The organism is Actinopolymorpha alba DSM 45243, assembly GCF_000373925.1.
Taxonomy (GTDB): Bacteria; Actinomycetota; Actinomycetes; order Propionibacteriales; family Actinopolymorphaceae; genus Actinopolymorpha; species Actinopolymorpha alba.
In genome coordinates, this window is record NZ_KB892780.1 from 1 (window position 1) to 17,528 (window position 17,528).

Genomic DNA, 17,528 nt, shown 5'->3' on the forward strand with positions numbered 1-17,528 from the left:
CGCTTCTTCACCACCGCCCAACGCCACGCACTAGGAATTCGGGACGGTCTGGAATGTAACTTTCCAGGCTGCGACCGTCCCGCGAAGTGGTGCGATGCCCATCACATAACTCATTGGGTCGANGGAGGCCGAACCGACCTCAACAACGGCGTCCTGTTATGCGGATCGCATCATAACCTCATCCACAACAGCGACTGGCAAGTCCGCATGGGACCAAACGGCAGACCCGAATACATACCCCCACCCTGGATCGACATCAACCAACGCCCCATCCGCACCTAAAACTGCAGCCGCAGATCGCGATACTGGTGTCGCCGGCGACGGCTCCAGCATTCGACGTGCCACCGTCGACCAGTAATGCGCCGCGAGGGAGGTTCGCCAAGCTGTCTCCATCGCCGCACCATAAATCCGGGTGCTGCCGCGGTCAAATCTGCCAGACGAGCAGGCAAGGACTCTTCGGTGGAGCATACTCCCGAGACCGGGTGGGCTCGGCGAGTTCGGTGTTAATCGGTCAGCTCACAGACGGGCGCCGTCAGGTCGGCGAGCCGTCTGCCCGTTGGTGCTGGCGTTTGATCCATTCCTTCCCTTCGGCCGCGATCCCCTCCAGGATGTAGAGGGTGGGGCCGAGCCCCGATGCGTCTATCGTGATTTGGGAAAGAATCTCCGGATCCTCGTCCGGCCGGATTCCGTCCATGCTCGACTCGGTGACTGGAACGCTGATCGGCTCACCGCTGACCAGTGTCAGTTCGAACTTCTGTTGCTGAGTGGCCAACCCATCGATGCCAACCGAAGCGACGGCGTCGAAGCGGTAGTTCAGCCGTTGCGTCATCTGAGCTTCTCCGTTGTAGGAGTTGAGGTCGATGTCGACATGCCGCACCCCGTCATCGGTCAGCAGGAAGAGCAGGAGTCGATATCGCGAGTAGCGCCACGGCCCATTGCTGACACGTGCTCGCTTGTACGACTTGGCCGGTGCTTCGATGAAGGCGTGGGCGATCACATGACTCGGTTTGAGCCCGTAGTGCCGCATGGATTCATCGACCTGGATCTTCCGGTCGTACTCCAGCCAGGCAGCCATCTCCTTTTCGGTTGGCCGGTCTGACAGCTTCCGCGACCAGCGGTCGTACGCTTGCTCGCGGGCCGCGAGTCGCTGAACCCGTTCCGCCTTGTCGGCTTCCACCTGCCGCCGCTCGGTCGTGATGTGCAGCCACGCCCACATACCGTTCGCCGCCGCCAAAATGGCGAGGGCTATCCAGGCAGCACCCCGAAGCGGTGAGGCCAGCACGGCTGCGCTGGCCGCCCAGATGCCTCCGGCAATGGCCGCGGCCAGCCCTGCGACGCAGAGGAGCTTGGTCGGGAACGGTGTGCGCAACTCGGCCACGTAGGCGATCAGGGTGCCCTTCTCCCACTGCCGCCGTACGTCACCCACTAGATGGCGGACCAGCCAGGCAATCTCTTCGGCATCGATTCGCTGCTCGCGGTAGATCTCGACCAGCTCGTCTCGTAGCTGTCGTTGGATGCCGGCCGTCTCGTCTCGCCAGAGGGCATAGTCGGTGTCGGCGGGAACGTATAGCGCGAAGTACCTGTCGAACAGCCGGTCGACCTTGCGGGCGAAGCCGCCAGCCGGCGCCGGTGGTCTTTGCTGCGGTGGGACGAACTGAGCATCCTTCGCTCGCAGCCGGACTGCCCGGAAACGCCATTCCGCTCCGGTCACGCCAAAGACGGCGAGGCCAACAACGGACGTGAGGAACGCGAGTATCGGGACAAGTTCAGCACGTTGCAGCAGCAACTGCCCGATGCTGCCGGCAGCGACCAGAAAGCTCGCTGTGCCGACGGCCGCGCGCAACCAGTCGCCTACCGAAATCGCGGGCGCCTGCACGGGAAGGACCCGGGCATGGGCAGGAGTGGGATGGAAGAACTTCCACGCCCGCCCCTTTCTGTTGCCGGCTTCTCGTCCGACTATTGCTCGCTCAACGGCGCGCTGCCATATCTCATCGACGATCGGGCCCTCGAGCAGCACTTCGAGATGGTCGAGAATCATGCCGCGCTGGCGCGGTGCGAGCTGATCGAGTTGCTTGACCAGCAGAGCGGTTCCGGTGCTGGCCGGGGAGTCGAGCAGGCTCCGAACGACCCGTAGGCCCGCCGTCCACTCGTCCTGACCGTTCAGGCACGAGATGCGGCGGCGGATGGACAGCACCTGTTTTTGATCATCATTGCTCAGTTGTCGTAGCGTCTGCCCACTCAGCAGGGCGAGCAGCCAGTGGAACCTCACCTCGTCGGTCTCGTGCCCTCGGGCCACGGCTTTCTCAATGTGCTGCCGTGCATTCGCCAGCATCCCGACGTCGAGACAGCGAACGCCGGCGCGGAACGTGTCCTCAGGCGAGGCTCCCGGCGGCAGTTGGTAGTGGTTGTTGATATTTCCGTGAACGACGTTGGCCTGTACGCCGACCTGGGCATTGCCCTGGGCGATATTGGCCGGCGTCATCACGACAGCCCCTTGACCACGGCGATGATCGCCGCCACCTTCGCGGCCAACTCCGCCACATCGGAGACCAGCCCCCGCAGTTTCTTGAGCGCTACTACCAGGGCACTCCTGCTCCGCTCGTTTTCTTCCTCCAGACAGTCATCCGCGACCTCCAGCTCGGTTTCCGCCGCGGAGTAGCTGGCCTCGTCCAGCTGACCGTCTCGATGGGCCCGGTCCAGGAGTCGTCGAAGATCCGCCAGCTCCGCCGCGAGGTCGATCGAGGGTTCCGGTTCAGCTCCGATCGTGATGGGGCCGAAAATCTGCCCCGCCTGAACTCCCACCCGCGCATTTCCGGTGGCGATGTTCTGGTTCGTCATGCCCATGTGCGCAGGTCCGCACTTCTCCATCGTCGCCTCCGGATGGTTGCCCGTTGCCCTCGGATCGGAGATCAGCTCCTCTGCCAGTGCCACCGCGAAGGCGGCCGCATGAGCAACCGCTCGTGGCTGCCAGTTCTCGCCGTCGGTGGCGCTCTTGGTACCGTCGGCCCGGTCGCTGATCCCGCGTACCACGACAACCGGCAGCGCATGGTTGAGATGGCCCGCCTGCGCAACACCGGCGGCTTCCATCTCGATCGCCAGAGCGTCGTTGTAGTGCTGTCGCACCCACTGGGCCTGCTCGGAAACTGCCGAGTCCTGCACGATTTCGCCTGCCGCGATCGGCCCAAAGCGAACCTTGGGCGTTGTCCCCTTGGGTAGGCCGTGCGCCCACTCACCACTTCGAGCCACGTGCTGTGCGATCTGGCCGGCGCCGTGCGAGAGCTCCCACACTCTGGGCCGGGCCTTGAGGCCATCGTCTTCGCTCGTGCCGCCGTGGTACGCGTAGATCTGCGAGGCCACCACCACGTCCCCGAGTCCGATACTCGGCCATAGGGCTCCGGCGACACCCACGAAGAGCACAGCGGCTGGGGAGAACTCGGCGATGGCGCGTTCGGCCAACACGGCTGCGGGATGGTTGCCTTTGCCCACCAGACCAAGGGCGCCGCGGCATCCGCGTCCACCGGGCCGGCCGAGTTCGAAGCGGGTGCCGGCGGGATGCCGGTGCACGCGCAGGTCGGTCAGATTCTTCCGAACCGCCTCGTACTCCAGGTTCAGGGCGGTGAGAATCACGACGAGGTCGTTGTTCATGGTTCTGCCGTCTCCTTGTCTGCCGGATCGGTCGGTCGGGTCATCGGGGGGTGCAGCGTCGTCCGCGGACCCTGGCGGAACTGCCGTGGTGGACGCCCGGTGTCGGTCTTCCTGGTCGGGCCTGCGGGGACGATGAAGCCCTCGACGTTTTGCACCTTTCGATAGAAGTTCCGTGGATCGAGCCGGACTCCCCATACCGCCTCGTAGACCTGCTGCAGCTCAGCGATGGTGAACGTCGGACCGCAGAAAGCGGTTGCCAGCGTGGAGTGCTCCAGCTTGCTGCGAGCGCGGTCGATGCCGTCTGTGAGGATCTGTCGATGGTCGAAGGCGAGTTTTGTCCTGGGCGATAGTGCGAGGTCGGTGGGAACCCAGCCCGCATCGGAGGCGTCGGTGCCGGCGATTGGTTCGGGTAGCCGCGGCGCGATCGTCAGGTAGGCCAGAGAGATGACCCGTCCCCTGGGGTCGCGTCCCGGTGTGCCATAGGCGCCCAGCTGTTCCAGATGCAGCTGGTCTGCCGTCAGGCCCGCCTCCTCGGACAGCTCGCGGTGGGCTGCCGCCAGCAGGTCTTCCTCCGCGTGGTTCAAGAAACCACCGGGCAGCGCCAGGCTGCCCTGATACGGCTCGATGCCGCGCTCCACCAGCAGCACGTGCAGGCGTGAGACGCGCAGGGTGAGGATGACGAGATCCACCGCGAGGAGCACCTTGGGAGGAACCCAGTGATCGTCGATCATGGATGCAGCTTAGATTATTGTCACTCTGACAGGAACCCTCGACAGCAGCCGAGCTTCACCTGGTCCGGGCATCGCCGCGATCGGCATTCGACGGTGGTCAGCGAATGCGCTGGAGACACGCTTTGCCTGGGGCATCCGGACCTGGACGCCGCCGCCCGGATGACACCACCGATGACGCCCGGCATGAAGATGACACCAAGCATGGGAATACCGGCGCGAGCGGTTCGGCGTGTTTGTGTCGCAGGACGACGGCCCTGAACACCCTGTCTTGTCTGCCGTCAGATTGGTCACGAGGCGCACGCGGAGGGCACGGAGACTCAGCTTGGGAATCTGATGCGGGTTTCGTCGCGGGCGGCACAGCCCGAGTCCGATGTGATGGTCCTAGAGCCAACTCTGCCCAGTCGCCGGGTTCGAGGATGTAGAAGGGATGTCCGGCCGGATCGGCGTAGGCGTGTTCGAAGCCCGGTGGCGGGAGCCGGGTCCCGGGCGACGACGACGCGGCCGAGCACGCCCAGCGCATTGGGTGGGCCACTTGCGCCCGGATGTGTCGCGGTAGAGGCAGAAGGGGTGGCCGATGGGATCGGCGTACGTGCGGTAGTCGGGCGCCCGGCAGGTCGGGCCGGGCGCCTTGTGTCGCAGGCCGTCAGGCGGTCCGACTGTCGTAAAGCACAGGATTCAGCGGCGTCCGAGGGACCTGGCCGACCTCCGTGCCGGGCATCCAACCGCGGTCGCGGACCTGGGGGTCGTTGGTGGGCTCGGCGACCCGGATGTCGGCGTCCATGTAGATCACGGTCATCACGCGGCGCGGCACCGTGGCAGGGTTCGGGCCCGCGTGGTGGAAGGTCCAGCCGCGGTGGAAACTGGCGTCGCCGAGGGCGAACGGCTCGACGACGTCCTCGAAGTTCTGCTCGGCAACGACCTGCGCCAGCCGTGCCTCGGACTCGTCGGAGATGGCGAGGTCGCGGCCGTAGGAGAAGTTGTGGCTGCCGCGGGCGAAGGCCAGTGGGCCCATGTCGAGCGGGGTCTCCTGGAGCGGCAGCCAGATCGTCAGGCAGCGGTCGGAGGACAACGGCCAGTAGTACTGGTCGGCGTGCCAGGGGGTGATGCCGCCGCCGGGCTCCTTGTACAAGGCCTGGTCGTGGTAGAGACGCACGGCGTGCACGCCGAGGAGCTTGGCCGCGATGCCAGCCAACCGGCGCGAGAACACCAGCCGCCTGACCTTCTCGTTCTCCCGCCACAGGTTCGTCACCTGCAAGAACGCCTTACCGTAGGTGTCGCGCTCTGCCAGCGGCAGGTGCTGGGTGTTCAGCCGGATCACCTCGGAGGTGATCGTCGGCTCGTACTGTGCGATCGTCTCCGGGGACAGTACGCCGGACAGGTGAATGAAGCCGTCGCGGTTGAAGTCGGCGGTCGCGGTCGGGGCCAGGCCCTCGTACGGCACATCCAACTCCGAGGCCGGTGTTGTTATCGCGGTCATGTCGCGCTTGCTCCTGATGCGTCAGGGGACGGGCGGGTTGCCGATCTCCACCGTCGCAGGGCTGGAACGGCGCCGCCACACCGCTATTGCCCACTTCTGGTACTCAGTTGTCACTCACGCATGCAGCCAAGCCCGGCTTAGGATGCCCGCGTGAAGCCGCGCTACGAGCAGCCTGGCGTACCCGACGGGACGACTTTCCTTTGCTTCATCCGCCGCCAGCGCGCCTTCGACTTCGCCTGGCATTACCACCGGGAGTACGAGCTCACCCTCATCACCGCGGGTACGGGCACACGCTATGTGGGTACCACCGTGGAGCGCTACCACCCCGGCGACCTGGTCCTGCTTGGCCCGGATCTGCCGCACACCTTCGCCTCCGAGCCGTACGACGGGATGGCCGAGGCGGCGGTGGCGCAGTTCCGGCACGGCTTTCTCGGCCCGGAGTTCTTTGCCCTGCCTCAATTCCGTACGCTCGGCGGCCTGCTCGCCCGATCCGCCCGCGGCCTGCGTTTCGCCCGCGTCCCGGGCGAGGTGCGGGTGCTCCTAGCCGGGCTGCCCCGCCTCGAGGCCGCAGCCCAAACCGTGGCGCTCCTCGCCGTGCTGCGCCGCCTCGCCGCCGACGCCACGGCCACGCCGATCACCGACCCCGGATACGCCCCCGCCCCCAGCACCGCCGTGCGCGACCGCATCGACGCTGTGTGCCGCCAACTTCAGCAGACCCACACCGAGCCGGTGTACCAGGCGGAGGTCGCGGCGCTGGTACACATGTCGCCGACGTCCTTCAGCCGCTTCTTCCGCCAGGCCATGGGCCGTACGCTCACCGACTACGTCAACCAGCTCCGGGTGGAGACGGCCTGCTCCCTACTCACCGCCACCTCCCTGCCAGTCACGCAGGTCGCCGCTCGTAGCGGCTACCGGAACCTCTCCAACTTCAACCGCCGCTTCCGCGAGCTGAAAGGGCTGCGACCGACGGAATACCGGGCGGCACACCCGCAGGCCGGCAAACCTTCTCGAAGTGCTCGGCAACGTGGAGTTGTCCCACCGAGGTCCGCGGCGGGAGCAGGATCAGCCGTTCGAACGTGACAACCTGTCCGCTATGAGGCGAACGCTGATACGGATGGTCGGACGGCGGCGGCCCCGGCCATCGGTAGTGGCGGCCACCGCAGCGATCGTTGCGACCGCACAGCTGACCTGGGCCGCAACGGCATGCACCAGCAACCACACCAACGGGGTGAGCACGTCGGCATCGCCGAGTGCAAGCGCTCCTCGAACGGCGTACGCCACCCAGCCGCGGCCGGATGTGCGACGTACGAAGGAGCAGACGCCTGAGCTACCCGCCGGCGGCCGGCCCACCAGCACGTCAGCTAACCGCCAGGACCCGGCTCAGTTCGCGGCACCGGTTGTCCGGCACGCTGCCGATGCGAGGATCGATGCACGATTGCTGATGGCGATCTTGTACAACGAGTCGTACAAACCGCACGACCCAGACGCCGAACGTGCCTGGCAGCGGCTCGATCCCGACGCCGCGTTCGGCATCGCCAACATGCACAAGCCTGCCTTCGATCAGACCAAGCGGGGACGCGCCTTCGCCGATCGCGACTGGCAGGAACTCCCTGACGACCCGGACCTCGCGATCCAGGCCGCCGCATGGCACCTGCATGACCTAGCAGCGCAACTGCCCGCCGTCTGGCCTGCGGCTTACACAAAGGCGGAACTTCTAGCCCTTGGTTACAACGCGGGAGCAGGCAACATGCGCGCATTTGCTAAAGGCGCCGAACCAGGCAGGGTTGCACACTCATATCTGACCCGCATCCGCCGCAACTGGGCGATCGCCAGTCGCGTCATCCGTGAGCACCGGCCACGTTAACGGCGCAGACTTGAGCACCGGAACGCGCTGCCGGGTGCGGTGGTGCACGCGGGATTCTCAGCCAAGCCGACCGTCTCTGAGGTAGGCCAGGACGGCGAGGACGCGGCGGTTGGTGTCGTCGGTCTGGGGAAGGTGGAGCTTGGCGAGGATGTTGCCGACGTGTTTACCGACGGCCGGCTCGGATATGACGAGTTGCCGGGCGATCGCCGAGTTGGAGTGGCCCTGGGCGATGAGGGCGAGGACCTCGCGCTCGCGCGCCGACAGCGAGGACAGGGGGTCACTGCGGCGGCGCACCAGTTGGCTGATGACCTGGGGGTCGATGACGGTTCCGCCGGCGGCCACCTGGCGCAGCGCAGCGATGAAATCCTCGACGTCGACGATCCGGTCCTTGAGCAGGTAGCCGATGCCGCGACCGTCACCGGAGTCGAGCAGGTCGGCGGCGTAGCGGTGTTGGACGTACTGGCTGAGCGCGACGATCGCGAGGTCGGGGTGAGCGCGGCGCAGTTCGACGGCGGCGCGCAGCCCTTCGTCGGTAAAGCTCGGAGGCATCCGGATGTCGGTGACCACCAGGTCGGGGCTGTGCTCGGCTACGGCGAACTTGAGTGCCTCGCCGTCGCCGACGACGGCTACGGTGTGCAAGCCGAACCGTTCGAGCAGGCCGGCGAGTCCTTCGCGGAGCAGGACTCCGTCTTCGGCGATGACTACCCGAATGGTGGTTGGTTGTGGTTGCACGGAAGCTCCACGCGTAGCAGTGTCGGGCCGCCGACCGGGCTGGACAGCAGCATTCTGCCGCCGGTGACCGCTACCCGGTCGGCCAGCCCGGTCAGACCGGTGCCGCGGCTTGGGTCAGCGCCACCGTGACCGTTGTCGCTGATCTCGACCGTGAGCATGGTGCCGTGCTGGCGTACGGTCACAGCCGCGCTGGTGGCGTCGCTGTGCTTGGCGACGTTGGTCAATGCCTCGGCCGCCACGAAGTACGCCGTGTTCTCAATCTGGTTGGGCGGCCTGGCGGGCAACTGGGCCTTGACGGTCACCGGGATGGGTGACTGGTCGGCCAGTTCGTCGAGGGCGGCGGGCAGGCCGAGGTCGGTCAGGATCTGCGGCTGGATGCCGTGGATGAGCTGGCGTAGCTCGGCCATCAGCTGCTTGGCCTGTTCGTGCGCCGCGGTGACGCTTTCGGCAGCGGACGAGTCGGGCGGCAGGTCGAGCCGGGCCAGCCCGAGTCTCAGGGTGAGGCTGACCAGTCTCTGCTGGGCGCCGTCGTGCAGGTCTCGTTCGATACGGCGGCGCTCGGCCTCGAAGGCGTCCGCGAGCCGCGCACGGGAGCGCGACACCTCGACGAGCTCCGCACGCAACTGTTCGGTGGTTTCGCCCAGCAGAAGGGCGCGCGCCACCGCTGCGTGTGCGCCGGCCAGCAGGGTCCACAGGTAGGGAACCAGCGGGAGCAACAGAACACCGACGATCACGTACGGCGGCGTCTGCCCGACCGTCGCTGCCGTGCCGAAGCCCAGCGCCACCGGGCTATCACCCGGCTGTTGTGCCAGTACCAGGAGTGGACTCACGAGGAACGTGCCGACCAGAGGTACGGCGAGCAGCGCGGCGATCGACAGTACGGGTGCCAGCGTGGCCAGCAGACAGGCGTAGCCGACCTCGCGCCAGGTGGCCGGGTCGGCGTAGCGGTCTCGCAGCCACGACACCAGCCCAGCAGGCGCCGGTGCGCGGTGAATGCTCACGGCTGGTCGGTTGTCCACCATGCGCAGACGGTTACGTTCCAGCCTGGCCAGTGGCGGAGCGATCAGTGGCCCGAGCGCGCCGGTCAGTGCGGCCGCGAACAGGACCATGAACACGATTACGCCGGCCTGGTAGCCACCTTCCGTCAACCGTGCGACGAGCACCAGCCAGGGAATCGCCAGCACCACGAACGCCGCAAGCGCCACCGGCAAGGTCGTGAGTAGGTAGCCCGCGGACCGCCACGGCCAGCTACTGGCCAGGAGCCGACGGCAGGTGAGGGCCTCCAGTGCCGTCTGCGGGTTACCTGTGCGCACGCCCATCACGGTAACCGGCGGTGCGGGGTGAGTCCCGGTGGCTGGTTGTACGGATCAGGTATGCCTGGCCCTACCTCCGTTTCGGTTCCTGGACGTAGTGATGTTCGGCCGGCTGGATGGTCATCTGGTGTCGCGGTCGGCGAGCTCGCGGCAGCGGTCGCCGCCGCAACTCCCCGTTACCGAACCGGAAGGAACCGGCCCGATGTCGAGAACCAAGGGCCTTGTCACGTACCTACTGATCAGCTTCGGCGTGACCTGGACCGTCGAGATCACCGCGCGTCTGATGGGTTTCTCGCTGGCGAATCCACTTGTGCAGATCCTGTCCCTCGGCTGGATCGCACCCGCCGCGGCGGCATTCATCGTCCGCCGCTGGGTGACGCGGGAGGGCTTCGCCGATGCCGGGCTGGCGCTACGGATGCGCACCGCCTGGCGCCACTACCTCGCGGCCTGGCTCGGCCCGCTGGCGTTCACCGTGGCCGCCGTCGGGGTGGCCGCGGCGCTGGGGCTGTGGCAGCCGACCCTTGCACCGCTGAACGATCTGATACCCGGGTTGCCCTGGTGGGCCTTCCTGGCCGTGCTGATGCTCGTGGTACCGCTGCTCGCTCCGGTCTACTGGGGCGAGGAGTTCGGCTGGACCAGCTATCTGCGGCTGAGGATATTCCCGGGGCGCCCACTGGCCGCGACCCTGGCCACCGGCTTGATCTGGGCGGTCTGGCACTACCCGCTGGCATTCCTCGGGTACATCGAATTCGGGAACGTGGCGCTGGGACTGCTGGTTTGGACGGTGTCGTTCCTGTGTCAGGAAATCATTCTCACCTGGCTGCGGCTACGCAGCGGCAGCATCTGGACCACCAGCGTCGCGCACGCCGGCAACAACATGACGCTCTCATTCCTGACCGGCATAGTGCTGGGCGGGACGATCGACGCCACTGTCAATATCGCCATCATGACCGCGCCGATGGTGGTGGTGGCCGGCTGGATTCTCCTCAGCGGCCGGTACGAGGCACAACCGCCGACCACGGCAGAGCGGAAACCTGAAACTCGATCCGTCCGACCAGGTAATGGTGTGCGTGCGGAAGCTGATCTCCGGAATGCATCACCGCGTAGCGATCAATACCTGCCGATAGTCGATTCAACTCGCGCAGGCAGGCTGTTCAACGAAGGTCGGGATGCGTTCGCCACCCGTCACAGGGCTCCGGGTTGGCGATGACACCGGCCACGCGACGTCGTCAATCGCGAGCCACGGCGCGATGGCCACGGCCGTGGGCGTAAGCCCGGCGAACGCCTTGACCTCGCGGTGGAGGTGGGACTGGTCGACGTAGCCGCTCTCGGTGGCAACTCTGGCGGGGGCGTGACCCGCCGCGAGAAGGTGGGCCGCGTGGTCGAACCTCACCAGTCGGGCCGCGCGTTTGGGTGTGATGCCGAGCTGGGACCGGAAGCGGGACCACAGTCGTTTGCGGCTCCAGCCGACCTCGTCCGCCAAACCGTCGACCCGTACCCGCCCCCGGCTGGTGACCGTCCGCCGCCAGGTGTGGGCGACCTCCGGATCGACCTGTGGGCGACCGCCCAGCCGTCGACCGAGGATTTCCGCCGCGATCGCGAACCGTTCGTCCCACGACGCGGCGGCGCGCAGCCTGTCCTCGGTTCGCCCGGCGTCGCGGCCCCAGACATCCTCGAGGGATACCACCGTCCCGCTGAGCTCGGTCGATGCGCTGAGCACCGCAGCCGCCGCGACTGGCTCCAGCCGGATCTGGAGGCACTCGCCCGTCCCCCGGCCAGTTGCCCGAAGGTCGCCGGGGAGGAGCCCGACGACGACACTGCCGCGCTCGTGCCGGCCATGCGTGTCGTAGACGAGGCCCTCCCCCTCGCTCAGGTCGATGAGCAGGGTGACGGATGGGTGCACGACCATGGCGATGTCCACGACTGGTGCTGGGACACGTTGGCGGAACCCGGCCATGCTGATCCCCGGCAGCTGACCTGACGGGCGCGGGACTGCGACGTCCACGTCCGACCACGCCCAGCCGGCGGGTGTCCCGGTCGACAGCACATGGCCAGTCTAGGGCTCAGGGATCACCGGCGGGGTGTCAGCGCCCGTTGCCGTGAAGCCCAGCAGCAGTTTGCTGGTCTCCTCGGGTGCTTCGAGCATGGGTACGTGCCCGACGCCTGGCAACATCTCAACCCGCGCGCTCGGCACCGCGTCGTACTGGCGCGCCGACGACGGCTCCCAGCGGGGGTCGGCGGCGCCGAAGATCACCAGCACGGGGACGTCGAGGGTGGCGAGACGTTCGGGCACGCTCCGCTCGGCGATGTACGCGGTGTTGCGTTGCAGCACCGTCCTGAACGCGCGGTAGGTGATGCCCTTGAGATCGGCGATCGCGTCGACCGGGATGTCCACCGGGCGAGCGGTCGTCGCGTTTATCCCCTTGCGGATCATCGCGTCCGAACGTGCCGACCAGAGGAGGGGGCCGAGAGGCGGGCCCAACAGGACTCGAAGGATGAACGGCTGCGGAAGGAGCGCATCGAGGCTCGGGCCGGTGCTGATCAGCGTGAGCGAGCTCACCAGGTCGGGGCGCTGTTCGGCAAGCGCGGTGGCGTAGTAGCCGCCGCTGGAGTGCCCGGCCACGGCGACGAAACGAAGGCCGAGGTCGTCGAGCACCGCCGCCACCCGGCCCGCCTGCGCGGGCACGTCGTATGACGGCGGGGGCGGGGACTGGCCACAGCCCGGGAGGTCGACCCGGATGACGTGATGGTGGCCGGCCAGTGCCGGGACCACCGGGCTCCAGGAGGCGCCCGAGGCTCCCGATCCGTGGATGAGCAACAGCGGCGGCGCCTGCCGCGGGCCGTCGTGGACCACGTGCATCCCATGCGAATGCTTGACGTCGTACTCACTCATGCAGGGGATGATGCATGGGCTGCCGACCATCAGTCTTGGACAAATGTCGTCGTGGAGTTGACGACCACCAGGGGACGGTGATCCTCAGGCGGCCCGATGGCGGCGGCTGGCTGGCCGCAGCGGCGGACGGCCGTGCGGTAGCTGGTCCGGAGCAAAGGCCGGGTCGCTGGCAACGGCAGTCGCGGCCGGGTCGGCGAGCACATCCTGGTGTCGCGGACTTGGACTGCGGTGGTCCTCGGACTGGCGGTGCACCACAACAGCAGGACCAGTCCCGCAGCGAGTGGGCCGTGGGTGGCGATCCGGGAGGCCGAGACCTCGTTCGCGAGCAGGTCATGCACCGAGAACGCGGTAAGAACAGCCACGAAGCCCGTAAGGACCGGAAGCATCCCCACCGTCGCCCGCGTACGCAGGGCAGGAAGACCTGGACCCCGAACGGCGTGAAGCGCTGGTGCTCACCCAGGTGCTCGGACTGTCCTACGCCGAGGTGGCCGAAATCTGCGGATGCCCGATCGGCACCGTGCGCTCCCGCATCGCCCGCGCCCGCGACGACCTGCTACGCGCCGACGGCCAGCGTGAAGCCGGGGCGAGCTGAACCACCGCCCGACAGACAACTGTCTACTTGCCGCGCGTGTTGGCACCGTGCAGGCCTTGGATGACTTGCCGGCATTGCTCGGCACAGCGCTGGGTGGCCTCCGAACAGATCCGGCAGTGCTCATGGTGAGCGGCGTGCTTGCCGCACGACTGCGTGCTGTGTTCGCAGGCGATCACGCACGCCTCCAGTTGTGCGCTGAGTAGGGCGACGTCACCGTCGCGGGTGAGCACCCGGCGGGTCGTCGCGACCACGTCGGCGCAGTTATGGTCGCGGGCGATGGCGTCACGCAGGTTCAATGCGTCGTCTCCGGCGAGCATCGCCGCTGCGCAGGCGGTGACGGCTTCCTCGCACTCCAGCATCGCGTCTACCGCGGCGGCCAGGCGGTCGCTGCTCACCTGGGGTACGAGCGTCAGGGCTGAACTGTCGAGCAGCTCGCGCGTGTGCGTCATGACGGGTCTCCTGATGTCGAACGGTCGCTCCCCGTATACCCGCCTCGCACGTCGGCCACCCGGCAATCGACCACGCGTGCCCCAAGGGTGAGAGCTAAACGGATCGGCGTCCCCTCGGCCCCGAGTGCCGCTGCATCAGTCCTGAGATCGCGCGGAACTTTCGGGTGATGCGGCACGACTTACACGGAGAAGCTGTTCTGCGTTCGCGGAAGGAGTGAGACGCGAGGTGCACCTTGTCGGATAGCGGCACGGTTGTTGACGACACCGTCAAGACCGAGGCAGTAGCCGTACCCTCCCACAAGCCCGGAGCGCGCCGACGGGTCGGATACGTGGCGGGCGTATTCGTGCTGCTGCTCGTCCTTCTCCTCGGCGCCGTCGTGGTGCTGATCGCGCAGGGCTCGATCCCCATACCGATCAGCGAGGTACTACGGATCCTCACCGGCCAGGAGGCCTTGACTGAGGTCCACCGGACCATCGTCATGGATGCCCGACTCCCCAAGGTCATCGCGGGGCTGCTGGCTGGTTCCGCACTCGCGGTCGGCGGGGCACAGATGCAGACACTGTTCCGCAACCCACTGGCTGATCCCTTCGTGCTGGGGGTCAGCTCCGGCGCCATCCTGGGCGCCGCCATCGTGATTCTGGGCACGAGTGGCGTCGGATGGCTTGCCGGGCTCGGTGTCGTCAGCCAGCTCGGGGTGACCGGCGCCGCGGTGGTGGGAGCCGCCGCCGTCCTGTTGATCGCGCTCGGCATCGCGAGGCGGATCGGCGACCCGGTCGTCGTGCTCGTCGTGGGTGTGATGCTCGGCTACCTGGCCGGGGCCATCGTGGATGTGCTCGTCTACTACACCGATCCTGAGCGGCTGCAGGCGCTGGCCGCCTTCACCCGCGGGTCGGTCCGCAACGTCACGTGGAGCGAGCTTCAGATCATCACCGTCGCCTGCGTCTGTGTGCTCGGGCTCTCCTGCTTCCTCTCCCAGCCGTTGAACGCCCTCCTGCTCGGAGAGCGGTACGCCAGCAGCATGGGGGTCAATGTCCGCCAGGTCCATTTCCTGTCGCTCGCGAGCGTGGCGGTGCTCTCCGGCATCATCACGGCCTACTGCGGCGCAATCGGCTTCGTCGGTCTGGCCGCTCCGCACCTGGCGCGCGGTGTCCTACGCACCGCCGACCATCGGTCGGTTCTTCCGGCAAGCGCCCTTGTCGGGGCCGTTATCGTGCTCGTCGCCGAGTACGTCGCCGGCGGCAACGGGCTCACCACCGTCTCGCTGCCACTGAATTCCGTCACCGCGTTCGTCGGCGCTCCCGTCATCCTCTGGGTGCTCCTTACCGGCCGAGCCAAGAGGCGGGTTGGATGAGCGAAGTTCTCAAGCCGGCGCTGCAGGCCCTCGGGGTGACCGCAGGCTATCGCCGCCGTCGTCACCCTGCCGTCGCCGTTCTACAAGACCTCCAACTCGAAGCGCATCCCGGCGAGCTCATCACCCTGATCGGCCCCAACGGCGCCGGGAAGTCCACCCTGTTACGAACGCTGGTCGGAGCCCAACCACCGCTGGCCGGCAAGGTGCTGCTGGACGGTGTCGACCTCACAACGCTCTCGCCTCGGCGCCGCGCTCAACGGCTCGCCGTCGTACTAACCGAACCAGTCGACGTGGGGCTGATGACGGTCGAGGCGGTGGTGGCGCTGGGCCGCATACCGTTCCGACCCTGGGCCGGCCGCGAATCGAAGCGGGACCGCGACGCCGTCGACCAGGCCCTTGCTGACGCCGGCGTCGAAGATCTGCGTCACCGCATGCTGAGTGACCTGTCCGACGGCGAACGGCAACGAGTCATGGTGGCGCGGGCGCTCGCGCAGGAGCCGGCGGTGCTTGTCCTGGACGAGCCCACGGCGTTCCTCGACGTCGCGCGCCGCATCGAGCTCGCGGCGATGCTCACGAAACTGACGACGACCACCGGCGCCGCGATCATCCTGTCCACCCATGACCTCGGGTTCGCGCTGCGTCGCGCCGACCAGGTGTGGCTGGTGGGCGGCGACGGGACCGTCACGGCCAGCGCGCCGGAGGATCTTGCCTACGACGGCGCCATTGCCCGCACTTTCGCCGGAGACAACATGTCCTTTGACGACGCCTCCGCAACGGTAGTCGTCGCCGACGTTACCTCGGACGCGACAGTGCACGTGGTCGCCGACGGGCGGCTCAAGCTGTGGACCGAGCACGCCGTACGCCGGGCGGGCTGGGCCCTCACAGGGAACGCTTCCGGGCACGTCCTGCAGGTTGAGCCCGACAGTCCGTGCCGGTGGCGTCTCAACGGGACACACCTGCCGGCTGCTACGCACGCAGAGGGAGTGGGCTTCGACTCCCTCGTCGCCCATCTGCGTGGACGCGGCGCAGCGCGCAACGGGAAGGCACCCTCCCCGACGAGCAGGAGAGCACCACAGTGAGAAGACCCATCAGATCGATCGCCGCGCTGCTGGCGCTGCCGATCGCCTTCACCGCATGCGGTTCGGCCTCAGACGACAGCACCCCACCAGGTAGTCGGACGAACGCGAACGGCTGCGTCACCGACTACGTCGAGGGGCGAGACTACTTCGCCGACAAGAGCACGGTGGAAGAGTCCGAGCTGTGGGACGTCACCTACCACGACTCGTACAAGACGATCACGTTGACCGACACCGAGAACGCTCGCGGCGACAAGCTGGTCTACGTGCTCTACCAGTGCGGCACCCCGAAACCGCCGGCAACTGGCGATCTGGCCAACGCTCTCTTCGTCCAGGTCCCGGCCACCAACGTGTCAGTTACGTCGTTCAACGCTCTGGCCATGGTGGACCGGCTCGGCAAGAACGACACCATCACCGGACTCAGTGGTCAGCTCCTCGCCAACGGCGAGAAAGACCAGTGGTACGCCGGTGTCATCGATGACGCCGGCAAGCCGATGTCGATCGGCGAGTACACCGACCTCAACCGCGAAGCCATCCTCGGCCTACAGAACCAGATCATCCTCATGTCCGGCTTCGGGAAAGGCTTCGACGACATCACCAACGCCCGCGCCGCCGAACTGCCCGGCGTGAGCGTGTCCAACCGCATGGAGCGCCACGCCCTGGCCTCGGCGGAGTGGGTCAAGATGGTCGCAGCCTTCTACAACGAAGAGGCCGCCGCGAACGCGGAGTTCAACAGCATCAAGACCCGGTTCAACAACGTGATGACCACCATCTCAGGCAAGGTCGACAAGCGCACTGTCGGTTACCTCTGCATCGCCGCTGAGCGGGGCTGCGAATTCATCTACGCCCACGGCAACGAAACTCTTGTAGGCCGTCTCTTCGCCCAGTTTGGCGCCACCAACGTCTTCGCACCGAACAACGACGAGCTCAACGGGCGCGCCTACGACCTCGAGGAATCGATCGGCACCGGCACAGACGCAGACTTCCTCATCGTCTACGACCCGATGTCGGCGACGCTGAACACGTTGAAGTCTGACGAACGCATGATGCGTTTCCAGCCCTTCGCGGAAAAGAACTTCATCGCCGGCGTCGACAAGAACTTCGAGGAGTGCCGCGCCAAGACGTACCTTGACGTCGACGTCCTCATCCGGGATTTCGCCCTCGGACTCGCCCCAGACCTGTTCCCCGAAACCCAGGGCACCTGCTTCGTGCGTTCCCCGTGACGCCAGCGTGCCGGCTCGCGGTGCTCGATCGCGCCCTCACGGCAACGAGCCTCGGCGTGCTTCTGGCCGCCCGCACGGCGGGGTTCCTCGCGGCGGTGCCCATCAGCGAAGTCGTCGCCGACCGCTACTCCCGCCGCCGCGTCATGTTGTGACCGCGCACGTGTCCTTTATCGTCACGCTG

Annotated in this window: 19 protein-coding genes; 9 read left to right on the top strand and 10 right to left on the bottom strand. The window is 67.0% G+C overall.

The annotated features are described in order from the left end of the window. Positions 1–48: 48 nt before the first annotated feature. Entirely contained in the window at positions 49–282 is a 234-nt protein-coding gene (locus tag B141_RS51755) for an HNH endonuclease signature motif containing protein (protein ID WP_272944114.1), read from the top strand. A gap of 250 nt (positions 283–532) precedes the next feature. Here B141_RS51755 and B141_RS0127560 read toward each other — a convergent pair whose 3' ends face one another. The 4 genes from B141_RS0127560 to B141_RS0127575 all read right to left on the bottom strand — a co-directional run bounded on the left by B141_RS0127560 (position 533) and on the right by B141_RS0127575 (position 5,853). Further along, positions 533–2,482: a hypothetical protein gene (locus B141_RS0127560; protein WP_040422494.1), complete on the bottom strand. Its 1,950-nt coding sequence runs from the start codon at positions 2,480–2,482 to the stop codon at positions 533–535. Beyond that, entirely contained in the window at positions 2,482–3,645 is a 1,164-nt protein-coding gene (locus tag B141_RS0127565; RefSeq protein WP_020578423.1) for a 5'-methylthioadenosine/S-adenosylhomocysteine nucleosidase family protein, read from the bottom strand. Before B141_RS0127565 ends, B141_RS0127560 begins: the two co-directional genes overlap by 1 nt. After that, entirely contained in the window at positions 3,642–4,376 is a 735-nt protein-coding gene (locus B141_RS0127570) for an NUDIX hydrolase (RefSeq protein ID WP_020578424.1), read from the bottom strand. The genes B141_RS0127565 and B141_RS0127570 overlap by 4 nt, the downstream gene beginning before the upstream one ends. Before the next feature lie 643 nt (positions 4,377–5,019). After that, positions 5,020–5,853, bottom strand: coding sequence for a phytanoyl-CoA dioxygenase family protein (locus B141_RS0127575; protein ID WP_020578425.1), 834 nt, complete (start codon positions 5,851–5,853; stop codon positions 5,020–5,022). A 150-nt stretch (positions 5,854–6,003) separates the two neighbouring features. On the opposite strand from B141_RS0127575, the gene B141_RS43090 reads away from it, so the two are divergent. Next, on the top strand, positions 6,004–6,933 hold the full coding sequence (locus B141_RS43090; protein ID WP_020578426.1) for an AraC family transcriptional regulator: 930 nt from the start codon (positions 6,004–6,006) through the stop codon (positions 6,931–6,933). A gap of 34 nt (positions 6,934–6,967) precedes the next feature. Further along, positions 6,968–7,717 carry a transglycosylase SLT domain-containing protein gene (locus B141_RS52375; protein ID WP_084678566.1) on the top strand — a complete coding sequence of 250 codons (750 nt, stop codon included), beginning with the start codon at positions 6,968–6,970 and terminating at the stop codon, positions 7,715–7,717. A gap of 57 nt (positions 7,718–7,774) precedes the next feature. Here B141_RS52375 and B141_RS0127590 read toward each other — a convergent pair whose 3' ends face one another. Both B141_RS0127590 and B141_RS0127595 read right to left on the bottom strand, forming a co-directional pair. Beyond that, positions 7,775–8,449: a response regulator transcription factor gene (locus tag B141_RS0127590; RefSeq protein WP_020578428.1), complete on the bottom strand. Its 675-nt coding sequence runs from the start codon at positions 8,447–8,449 to the stop codon at positions 7,775–7,777. Further along, entirely contained in the window at positions 8,419–9,768 is a 1,350-nt protein-coding gene (locus tag B141_RS0127595; RefSeq protein WP_020578429.1) for a sensor histidine kinase, read from the bottom strand. Before B141_RS0127595 ends, B141_RS0127590 begins: the two co-directional genes overlap by 31 nt. Positions 9,769–9,862: 94 nt before the next feature. Between B141_RS0127595 and B141_RS46195 the strand changes: the two genes are divergently transcribed. Further along, the gene (locus tag B141_RS46195) at positions 9,863–10,972 is read left to right on the top strand and encodes a CPBP family intramembrane glutamic endopeptidase (RefSeq protein ID WP_020578430.1); all 1,110 of its coding nucleotides are present in this window, start codon (positions 9,863–9,865) and stop codon (positions 10,970–10,972) included. Here the strand turns inward: B141_RS46195 and B141_RS47900 are convergent. Genes B141_RS47900 through B141_RS0127615 form a run of 3 tightly spaced genes read right to left on the bottom strand, consistent with a single transcriptional unit; the run spans position 10,895 to position 13,047 of the window. Beyond that, the gene (locus B141_RS47900; RefSeq protein ID WP_237742828.1) at positions 10,895–11,809 is read right to left on the bottom strand and encodes a helix-turn-helix domain-containing protein; all 915 of its coding nucleotides are present in this window, start codon (positions 11,807–11,809) and stop codon (positions 10,895–10,897) included. The two genes, B141_RS46195 and B141_RS47900, sit on opposite strands and share 78 nt — an antisense overlap. Positions 11,810–11,818: 9 nt before the next feature. Then, positions 11,819–12,655, bottom strand: a complete 837-nt coding sequence (locus B141_RS0127610) for an alpha/beta fold hydrolase (RefSeq protein WP_040422501.1) — start codon at positions 12,653–12,655, stop codon at positions 11,819–11,821. A gap of 29 nt (positions 12,656–12,684) precedes the next feature. Then, complete coding sequence (locus tag B141_RS0127615; protein WP_157181338.1) at positions 12,685–13,047, bottom strand: hypothetical protein; 363 nt, start codon at positions 13,045–13,047, stop codon at positions 12,685–12,687. 29 nt (positions 13,048–13,076) lie between these two features. Between B141_RS0127615 and B141_RS47905 the strand changes: the two genes are divergently transcribed. After that, complete coding sequence (locus B141_RS47905) at positions 13,077–13,247, top strand: sigma factor-like helix-turn-helix DNA-binding protein (RefSeq protein ID WP_084678560.1); 171 nt, start codon at positions 13,077–13,079, stop codon at positions 13,245–13,247. A 23-nt stretch (positions 13,248–13,270) separates the two neighbouring features. On the opposite strand, the gene B141_RS0127625 is transcribed toward B141_RS47905, so the two are convergent. Then, positions 13,271–13,696: a four-helix bundle copper-binding protein gene (locus B141_RS0127625; RefSeq protein WP_020578435.1), complete on the bottom strand. Its 426-nt coding sequence runs from the start codon at positions 13,694–13,696 to the stop codon at positions 13,271–13,273. 233 nt (positions 13,697–13,929) lie between these two features. On the opposite strand from B141_RS0127625, the gene B141_RS43105 reads away from it, so the two are divergent. From B141_RS43105 to B141_RS49735, 4 genes are read left to right on the top strand one after another with little or no spacing between them, the layout of a single operon-like run. Next, positions 13,930–15,048 (top strand): FecCD family ABC transporter permease, encoded by a 1,119-nt coding sequence (locus tag B141_RS43105; RefSeq protein WP_020578436.1) that lies wholly within the window; start codon positions 13,930–13,932, stop codon positions 15,046–15,048. Beyond that, positions 15,045–16,127 (top strand): ABC transporter ATP-binding protein, encoded by a 1,083-nt coding sequence (locus B141_RS43110; protein ID WP_020578437.1) that lies wholly within the window; start codon positions 15,045–15,047, stop codon positions 16,125–16,127. The genes B141_RS43105 and B141_RS43110 overlap by 4 nt, the downstream gene beginning before the upstream one ends. After that, on the top strand, positions 16,124–17,347 hold the full coding sequence (locus B141_RS0127640) for an ABC transporter substrate-binding protein (protein WP_020578438.1): 1,224 nt from the start codon (positions 16,124–16,126) through the stop codon (positions 17,345–17,347). The genes B141_RS43110 and B141_RS0127640 overlap by 4 nt, the downstream gene beginning before the upstream one ends. Next, on the top strand, positions 17,344–17,499 hold the full coding sequence (locus B141_RS49735) for a hypothetical protein (protein ID WP_020578439.1): 156 nt from the start codon (positions 17,344–17,346) through the stop codon (positions 17,497–17,499). Before B141_RS0127640 ends, B141_RS49735 begins: the two co-directional genes overlap by 4 nt. Positions 17,500–17,528 lie beyond the last annotated feature (29 nt).